General features: G+C 42.1%; 7 protein-coding genes and 1 pseudogene. 6 read left to right on the forward strand and 2 right to left on the reverse strand.

Features of this window, described 5'->3' with window-relative positions; translation table 11 throughout:
• Window positions 1-209: 209 nt before the first annotated feature.
• Window positions 210-665 (reverse strand): hypothetical protein, encoded by a 456-nt coding sequence (locus F6J94_RS24260; RefSeq protein WP_293027520.1) that lies wholly within the window; start codon window positions 663-665, stop codon window positions 210-212.
• Window positions 666-1182: 517 nt separating this feature from the next.
• Here F6J94_RS24260 and F6J94_RS24265 point away from each other — a divergent pair.
• From F6J94_RS24265 to F6J94_RS24285, 6 genes and pseudogenes are all read left to right on the forward strand, one after another.
• Window positions 1183-1329, forward strand: coding sequence for a hypothetical protein (locus tag F6J94_RS24265; RefSeq protein ID WP_158517248.1), 147 nt, complete (start codon window positions 1183-1185; stop codon window positions 1327-1329).
• Between the two features lie 296 nt (window positions 1330-1625).
• Window positions 1626-1874, forward strand: coding sequence for a hypothetical protein (locus F6J94_RS24270; RefSeq protein ID WP_293044875.1), 249 nt, complete (start codon window positions 1626-1628; stop codon window positions 1872-1874).
• Between the two features lie 28 nt (window positions 1875-1902).
• Entirely contained in the window at window positions 1903-3654 is a 1752-nt protein-coding gene (locus tag F6J94_RS24275) for an AarF/ABC1/UbiB kinase family protein (protein WP_293044877.1), read from the forward strand.
• Window positions 3655-4809: 1155 nt separating this feature from the next.
• Window positions 4810-6576, forward strand: a complete 1767-nt coding sequence (locus F6J94_RS24280; protein ID WP_293044879.1) for a TauD/TfdA family dioxygenase — start codon at window positions 4810-4812, stop codon at window positions 6574-6576.
• An 18-nt stretch (window positions 6577-6594) separates the two neighbouring features.
• Window positions 6595-6831 (forward strand): annotated as a pseudogene (locus tag F6J94_RS34410) (TauD/TfdA family dioxygenase); the annotation flags it as partial.
• Window positions 6832-6878: 47 nt separating this feature from the next.
• Window positions 6879-8303 carry a hypothetical protein gene (locus tag F6J94_RS24285; protein ID WP_293044881.1) on the forward strand — a complete coding sequence of 475 codons (1425 nt, stop codon included), beginning with the start codon at window positions 6879-6881 and terminating at the stop codon, window positions 8301-8303.
• Here F6J94_RS24285 and F6J94_RS24290 read toward each other — a convergent pair.
• Window positions 8300-9425, reverse strand: a 1126-nt coding sequence (locus F6J94_RS24290; protein WP_293044882.1) for a lipopolysaccharide biosynthesis protein, incomplete at its 5' end; no start/stop codon positions are given. The two genes, F6J94_RS24285 and F6J94_RS24290, sit on opposite strands and share 4 nt — an antisense overlap.

Raw genomic sequence — 9425 nt, forward strand, 5'->3', positions numbered from 1 at the left:
GTTCGTCGCTGCGCTCGGCCTGGGGGCGGTCGTACTGTCGGGGCCTCGGTTCGGAGCTGCGTTAGGCGGTGTGCTTGACCGCTTGCCGTTCATCGGAACCCAGGCCAGCGGAGGCAGCGAAGCGGGTCCAACGGCTGATCGCTGGGTCGACATCAACGATCAGCGATTGGCCGTAGGCCAATCGCACTACAAAAGAGCGATCGTGCTCATTATACTTTCAGAACCTTCAGTATTTCATCATTTGCCTGGTACTCATATTTATTTCTGATGAAATTTTCAGCCACTTTCATCCTTGTTAACGTTGATTCCCCGCTGGACAGTTTCTCTTCTTTTGGTACATACACTTTCCTTTGAAAGACGTTCGTAGCTATATAATTTGCCCATGGATCTACTATAATATCCACAGCTACTTTCCAATTACCATTTCCATGGGGCTTAATCTTTACATAAGTATGTCCCCACTTTTGATCTGTTACTATCTGTATCGTCTCACGGCTTATCTTGCCTTGATTTGCCAATATCAACGCTGCTTCTATTGCGTTAACATCACAATCACCATATCGTGCAATTCGACAACGGCTGAGATAATCTATTATTTCACTATAATTTCCAGCATTTAGATCAATTTGCTTTGGTTGTATGTATTCTGCTTTTAATTTTTGCAAACGGATTAGTGGGGCATCCGTCTCTTACCCAAATTTATTTTTTTATGGCTTGAGTAACCCCTGATATCCAGTTAAATTGGTACCGTTATCGATCCACTCTGTTGTGTTATTCTTAAATACCTCGGTTTTATTTTTAACTCACCTCCACCTGTATAACCAGTTACTGAAAGTTTCTAAAAATCACTAACTTGATTGGTGTGTTTTTTTAGTATTATATTGCCATATTCACCATTTTTATCTCCTTTACTTGTTTAAGAGCGTAGTTAACTGGATAATCTGCTTATTGATTAGCTCGCCTGTAAACTGCTTCTGTAAATAAGACTATTTCCAAGAATAATTTCTGAATTTTTTGACTTAAAACCCTTTTTCTAGGCGTAGTGGGCCAGCAAGGTTAAAACAGTTCAATCTAAACTCTAACCGATCGCTTGTAAATTCTCAATAACCGCTGTGGGTTCAAACAAATGGGTATTGAGCTGGCCCCCTTGTCAAGAGTGCATAAATCTGGTTCAACAAAGATATGACTGAAAACCCCGTGCAAGTGAAAGATGACCAACTCACCGACCTTCATGAGGTCGAGAAGCTGCGTGTGCTTGTCGGGCAACAGGCTGAAATGATAGCAGCTCGGGAGTTGCAAAATAAAGAGAAGTCCCAAGCGCATCGGTGAATTGGAGGAAGAGTTACGAGGGAAAAAGAAGCTGAATAAAAAGCCCCAACTGAGTGCGAGTAAGCGTGGGCGTAGGCAAGCAGCAGGAGCAACAGCACGGAGACGGAAAACGTCCGCGCCTCAGCTAAAGGTCGTAAGAAAGCTCAGTTCGTGGTGGACAGTTCAGTCCTCCCTCAATTTCTCTATCTTCTGCATAAATCTTAAAATCATACACCTAAAAGCCTCAGAACACGGGGTTTTGGCTTGGGGAATTCGATAAAAGCGATCGCGCTATTTGTCAGGTTTGACTTGGCATAGTGCGATCGCTTTTAGCGGAAGCTGAGGCCTTTGGCCACGCTTCGCGAACGCTTCATCGCGAAGCGGAGGCCGAAGGCCACATCGCTTTTTTTACACCAGTCTTTCTCCCCATTTCCCGCCTTTCACGACACCCTACTCCCTACACCCTACTCCCTACTCCCTACTCCCTACTCCCTACACCCTACACCCTACTCCCTACTCCCTACCCCTTGACCAACCGCAAAGTTCAAGAGATAATTTTCTTGTAATTATTTAACAAATCTTAAAATACTAACCTTGCAGTACGAGCCAAGAACCATTTCTGACTACTACCGCCAGCGTTCTCGGCTAGTCTGGGGACGCAGGATGGCTTTGGTAGGGGCATTGATTACCTTTAGCATCAGGCTAGGGTGGGATTTCGTCACTGGTAGCCTTGCCCAAAATCAACCTCAACGAGCCTGGGAATTTCGTGAAAAGCTGACTCAACTTGGTCCAACCTTCATTAAATTGGGACAAATCCTTTCCTGTCGTCCTGATATTGTTCCTCCTATTTATTTAGAGGAACTCACTAAATTACAAGACCAATTACCTCCTTTCTCTAATCACATTGCCTATCAGTTAATTGAAGAAGAATTAGGGGATAACTATAACAACATCTATGGCTCACTGAGCGACAAACCCGTAGCTGCTGCTTCCCTAGGACAAGTGTACAAAGGGACACTCAAAACTGGTGAAATTGTAGCAGTAAAAGTGCAACGCCCTGGTCTGGTGGAGTGTATTTCCCTAGATATATATATCCTGCGGAAAATAGCAGCATGGGCCCAAGAATCAATCTCCTTTGTTCACAGCGACCTAGTAGCACTTATCGACGAACTAGCTATTCGCTTGTTTGAAGAAATGGACTATACCCAGGAAGGTCGCAATGCGGAACGATTTGCCCAACTTTATGGTGACATTAACAATATCGCTGTACCACGTATATATTGGCAATACTCGGGGCGGCGGGTGTTAACCATGGAGTGGATCACTGGGACTAAATTGACGGAACTAGAAACCATTAAAGCCCAGGGATTAGACCCGAATACCCTGATTGATGTAGGATTTCAGTGTTGCTTGCGGCAACTTTTAGAGGAAGGTTACTTCCATGCTGACCCTCACCCTGGCAATTTATTGGCTACCCCTGATGGGAAATTGGCTTATCTTGACTTTGGCATGATGAGCTCGGTAGAACCGTCTTATCGGTATCGCTTACTGGAATCGGTTGTCCATATTGTTATTGGTGATTTTGAAGGTCTAGCACAAGACTATGTGAAGCTGGACTTTTTGCCACCGGAGACAGATGTGACCTCGCTGATTCCTGAACTCACTGATATTTTTGGTGGGGTGATGGAAGCTACTGTGTCAACATTCGGCTTTAATCGTATTATTCGGAAGCTATCCCCCTTGCTTTATAAATATCCATTTAAATTACCCACTTACTACCTCCTGATTTTCCGCAGTGCCGCTACTTTAGAAGGGATAGCGATTAAGCTCAATCCCAATTTTCAGCCCTTCAATGAAACTTATCCCTATGTTGCCCAACGGCTGTTGACGGATTCATCCCCCCAATTAAGGACTTGTTTACAGGAAATTGTGTATCAAGATGGTGGAATTCAATGGCATGTTTTGGAGGAGTTATTAGGTCAGGTGCGCACAAGTAGGAAGTTTGATATTAGTGCGCTCCTAAACCAGGGGTTAGAATTTCTCTACTCCGAGCAAGGGAGTATCTTGCGTAATGCTCTGGTTGAAGAGATGGTTACCAGTTTAGAGAATCTTTCATACAAGACTCTTGGGCAGATAACTGCATCGGTGGGCTTGGCGGTTAATGTAACTGGAAAATTAGAGTCTCCTAACCTGGAGCGGATGCAAAAGATTGGGGCTATGATTATTGAATCCTCTAGGTTTGACCTAGAATCGGTACCGAAGATGCTGGAACTTTTGTTAAAGCAGGAAACTCAACGTCTAGGTCAGCAAATTGCTTCCGAAATTGCCAAGCGGATGTTTCGGTAACAGAAAAGTTATTGTGCTGCGCCCAGGGAATAGGGAATAGGGAATGATGCGCGCTTGTCACATAGCGCTGCATCTCTTTGTAACTTTTTATTGGGTCATTTTTTATTGGTCAGTTGCTCTAGATTAGGATAATCAGGATAAGAAAATTGTAGTTAGTATTTACATATCAAGTGAGTTCGGTTGAGTTTTCGGTTGTTGCTGATGAAAGCTCAAATCCCTTAACTATTTATAATTTTTGATTGTCGCACGATTTGTAACCTCTATTAAGAAATTACTGGATTTATTAGAGCTGATTCGTAAACTCGCTGTAATCCTTGTAGGATAAAGCTTGCGCTAAAATAGAACAATTGAACTATTTAATAACCAAAAGACAATCATAGCAAGCAGGGTAAACGCATCTAAATTTGTATTAAAATTTACAGTGAAAAAATAAACAATAGTATCAAAAATCTAGAATTACCCTGTTGATTCTCAATAAGCGCAACTTATTCTCAATTATTGGCCGTGTTATCCTTGGTCGATTTGAGAGTACTCTACATTCTGGTTTCGTACGCAAATCCGACTTTGATTTTTGTTCAAAGTCAGCGGAAAATTTGTTGACTTTGAACAAAAAAAACTGCTTTAGGATGGGATTTATTCGAATTTCACAAAAAATTGAGTTAATCAATTTTTTGTATGTTACCATTTATACCAAATAAGATGCGTTTACCCTGTCATAGCAAGGCTTTCAGACTTCTTAAGATTTACTTTGCGAATCAGCTCTTAAGGTTTGACTAATGCCGGTTAACCCCTTGAGGGTTGAGGGTTTCTGAGATAGCCTTGATGGCATAAAAGCTTTTGATATATAAATATTTTCGTTTGTCAAGTACATTTTTTACAACATTCAATCGATTACTGTGCTATTCTTTTCAAGTGTGCTGGATAAGCATATTTGTGCTATCTAGTATTTTGTTAATAACTACTAGACTGGCACAACTAAAATAGTTCAATAAATTTTTCAGCTAAACTTTTCCGCTAAACCATTTTTCAAACTAGATCATAGTATTTTTATAAAGCAACATTTAAGGTGTCCAAGCTCACTACAATAGAATAGGCATCTAGTAAAATTGGGTTTTCAGATGTAATTGACTTTCTAAAACTTAAGGATAAAAAATAATGAAGTCCATAAAGATTACTATTTATGATGATACACTCCGGGATGGGGAACAGCAAGCAGGACTTTTCTTTGATCGGGAAACTAAAGCGAATCTTGCTGATATGATTGCAGCTACTGGGGTTCACAAAATCAATCTCATGCCAGCAATTCATCCGACAGAAGCTTACCTTGTTAACGAACTTATGAGCAAAGGTATGGCTGATAAGATTACTGCTATGACGATGATGGGAACTAAGTTTATTGATCAATCTTTGGAGACTGGCGTTCAGAAAATTTTATTATTTCATGCTGTATCGGATCGGCTACTATTTCTGCGAGACAAGCAAGTGCAGAGCCAGCTGGAATATCAAGGTAAAACGATTGATGATGATATTCCGATAAGCGTGATTGAGCAAGTTCGCTGGTCTATGCTAGAAAAGACATTAAAGCACTTGGAGTATGCACGTGATCGTGGCTTAGAAGTTTATTTTGGTGCAGAGGATGCAAGCCGTGCAGATTTTGATTTTTTAACTCAGTGTATTTCGAAATTTGAACCTTATGTAGAATTCTTTTTACTCGCTGATACAGTGGGATGTCTAACCCCAGAAAAGACCCATTTTTGGCTTAGTAATCTTTTGGAAGTGACCAATGGTGCTCCCCTAGGGGTACACTTTCACAATGACATGGGTTTAGCACTTGAAAATACTCTCCAGGCTATCCATGCAGGCGCGATCGCCGTTTCTGGAACATTTTCGGGAATTGGAGAACGTGCAGGGAATGCCCCTTTAGAGCAGGTTTTAGATGGATTAAGAATGCGTTGGGGCTGGGAAGTTGAAGGAATTAATTATAGTGCTTTGGAAGCTGTCACAGAGGCTTTAGCTCGTCTCGGAGTCCGAGCCAATCCTCCCTACTCTCCTGGAACTCATAGGCAGGAAACGGGTATCCATCTCCATTCATTGCTGTGCGATCGCCATAGCTACACAATCTTTCCTGATCAGGAACCAGAAATCTGGTTTGGCAAGTGCAGTGGGGCGAGTAATTTCAAATATCTCTTTGAGCGTCATTTAAATCAGTCACTGCCCCAACAATGCTACGAGCAACTCCGAACCTCTCTCAAAGAGTTGTCCATTCAAGAACAGCGTAGTTATTCGACATCGGACGTTTTGAGTCTGATAGAACAAGATCTCTTACCGATGTTTCCCCAAATGGATAACGGTGTGGCAGATAGCCAATGTCTCGAAGATCCCAATTTAATCAGATTTCGAGTTGAGCAAATTAGCCAAATGTCTAAGGCAATGCTTAATGCGCTTCTGGACGTGTTCAATCAGTTTGGTTGCATTATCATTGCTTGCGATGGTGTCTCTAACTTTCGGCAAAACCTGCTTGATATAGGCTCACATTTTGGTCAGATTATGCCTCACCGTATTTCTGATGATGACGGCATCGTAACTGTAACACCCACGCCTGGAGCAAACTACACTGCTTTAACAGGGCAACCGTTTGACTTTCATACTGATGGGAGTTTTATGCCAGTTCCTCCCAAAGTTGTTGCCCTGCAGTGCATTGTTGCCGCCGACACCGGGGGAGAATCTCAAGTTGTCCAAGCCGAAACTCTCTACAATTTTCTAAAAGAACAGGATCCCATTGGACTTCCAGCACTCTTTGAACCTGATGCTGTAGTAACGACAACCGTTGATGGTGAAGTTTACCGAGGTCCTGTTTTTGTACGCGCAGATAATCGCGTGATGTTGACTTATCGACCCAGCGATCATCAGGTTACAGTGTAAGCCAAACCAAAGGTAGCTCAAGCTTACAATCTTATTCAAGGTTACCTTGAGAATGGGGCAGACGAGTTACAGTACAAACTTCAGCCGGGAGAAATTCTGATCATGGATAATACCCGAATCTTACACACCCGCAAACCATTCAAGGAAAATCAAGGTGCAAAGCGTAAGTTTCATCGTTTATGGCTTGACGGCAAACCTGATCATCACAAACTTGCACAGAATCAACTAAAGTTTGGTTTTAGTATTTCGGGTTAAACATCGTTACCAGCCAGTATTGAGATAACAATTTGAGATAACTTGTTTTGAGTAATTCCTACAAGATGACCTTCTCTGATTTACATCACCGAAAAACGCAAGGCCACTTACGGATGGTTGGGACAGGAGGAGTTGCTCGGAGCCTAACGACAGCGATCGCTAGAATGCTGAGTACTCAGCCTTCAAAGATCCCCAATCAACCAGGCTACCTATTTGATATCAGTTTAAATGAATCATTCTCCTGGGGAGAACAACGAATTGTAGGGGGCTACGAGCATTTGTTGCACCTCGTCCAGCACCATGAATCTCAAGCTACTGCAACCGGACGAGATCTCCGTCAAATTCCCCTGCAAGTCCTCAGCAAAAACAACAGCCATCATTTCAGCAAACAACAGTGGCAAAACTTTTTGGCTCTGATTGATATACAACTGCTCCAAATTCGGAACCCAGCACTTACTTTTGCCTCACAAGTAACTACAACGCTTGATTTGATTCTCGAGCGCTATATTCTAGAATCCAATCGTACTCAATTAGAACTTGCCAAAAACACCGGTGACTTTTCCAAATTACAACTCAGTGCATTCAAAACTGATATTCCAGAGTCTTTTGTGGAACTGATAAAAGTACAAAAAGCTAATCACGCTAAAGACTTTTCCAATCCAGAATTTGACTCCCATTTTTTTAGGATAAACTTTGCTATTCATCGCTGTATCGATCACAATCAAAAGCTAGAAATTTGGCAAGAAGCTCGACAAAAAAATTCCCCAGAAGAGTTAGATCATCACGTGGCTGAACTTGGTTTTCCTGGCTGGGATGTGATGATTGAACAGAGCAGCTTATTGCCATGGTCACAACTCTATCAGCTGCCGAAACTCCTACACGAGCCCTTGGAAACATACAGAACAGGATGGCAAGCAATCCCAAAAGTAATTCAAGCCTGCTCAGTGACCCAAACGCCACTAATTTTGTTTGATGCAACAGATGCACAATTGTTCCCAGATCAGTTCTTGCTAGCCGTACAACGGGCTCTAGTTATTCTTGGGATCTTACCCTCACCACTGCGAGAACCAAGTAACTTTTCTGCAGAAGATATCACCCAGCTTAGCAATCCAGCTTTCGCAAGAGCGCTACGTTCGAGGCAGCTTCACCAACCCTTAAAAAGTCCAATACCACTTGAGCAATTACCAAAATTTATTCGCCCCAGTCTTACCCAGGCATTCCAGATTTACCTGGATGTCCTGATCAACGGAGGAGAAGCTATTTGGTTTCCCAAAATTGAGAATTTAGATAGATTATTTCATTTTAAACTCTCCCATGGAAAAACTATTCTGGAAACCGACCCAGTTTATGCCTACAGCCGTGCAGTTATCCATCAAATTAAGCAAGGAAAAACTGAATATGTAGAACTTATTCGTCATAAATATCCCGTGTTTGAAGCTTACTATGAAATGATAGACCAGGCAATTGCTTAATCTTGGGGCTCACAGCAAGCCTCAGGTTTGGATAATAAACTAGCAAAGATGGAGGGGTAAATGCCAATCTTTTGCACAACTAAGCCACTGAGCCAGACATTCCACAGAATCAAAGTGAACATTGTTGTGAAGGCAGCTCCAGCCAAACCAAAGAGGGGAATCATAATGGCATTGCCAACAAGATTAATCAGAGCGCAACTACCAGAAGCAACCAAGGTATCATTTTGATGTCCAGTCATCATCATCAGATTACCCACAGAGCCGCAGATGGCACTAATTAGTTGTCCAAAAACTAAGATTCGTAGAGCCCAACTTCCACTGATAAAGTCAGGACCAAATAATCCAAGAATAGGCTGTGAAAGTAAGATAAATGCAATAGAAATCCCTAAAGAAGGCCAAAAAATCCACCAAGTGATCGCAGAAACAATTTTCTGCAAATCGGGTAAATTTTTTTGCGTATATAACGTCGTGAAAGCTGGAGCAGCTAACAGATTGACGCTCTTTAGAATAAGATTGACCCATAAAACAGTTTTACAGGCAGCATCATAAACTCCTACAGCAGAACTACCAAGGATTCCCCCTACCATTAAAGTATCGCTCTCGGTCAAAATTTCTCGGAACGATTGAATCAGTAAGAAAGGAAGTGCAACTTTTAACCACTGTCGAGGTTCATAAATGGCATGGCTAGAAATTATTTCTTGATCAAAGCGATTCCATAACAACATCCACTGTAAGACCACAACAAAGCTCAAAGCGATAACTGCAAATTCAGTCATGGAAGTGCTGTCTAGCATATCGCCTTGTTTTCCCAAATAGAATCCTCCCGCGATCGCTAGAAGTGGCCACGCTATTTTGGAGGGAGTATAACCCAGAATAAGACTATTAGCTCCTCTCGACATATCTTCGTGAAGAAGCATCAATGCTTGAAGAGGAACTAGCCAAATACCTATATAGAGGATATTGGCATAACTAATATTTCGGTAGTAGTCTAGTGTTCTGATAATGCCCATGCTGATCAGGCATATACATAAGCTTATTCCTAGGGTAAATTGCCAACTTCCTAGTAAAATTCCTCGTAAGCGCCCCCAATCTTCCCGGACTCGGTACTCAGCCATAAAACGT

It is taken from the genome of Moorena sp. SIO1F2, assembly GCF_010672755.1.
Taxonomy (GTDB): Bacteria; Cyanobacteriota; Cyanobacteriia; order Cyanobacteriales; family Coleofasciculaceae; genus Moorena.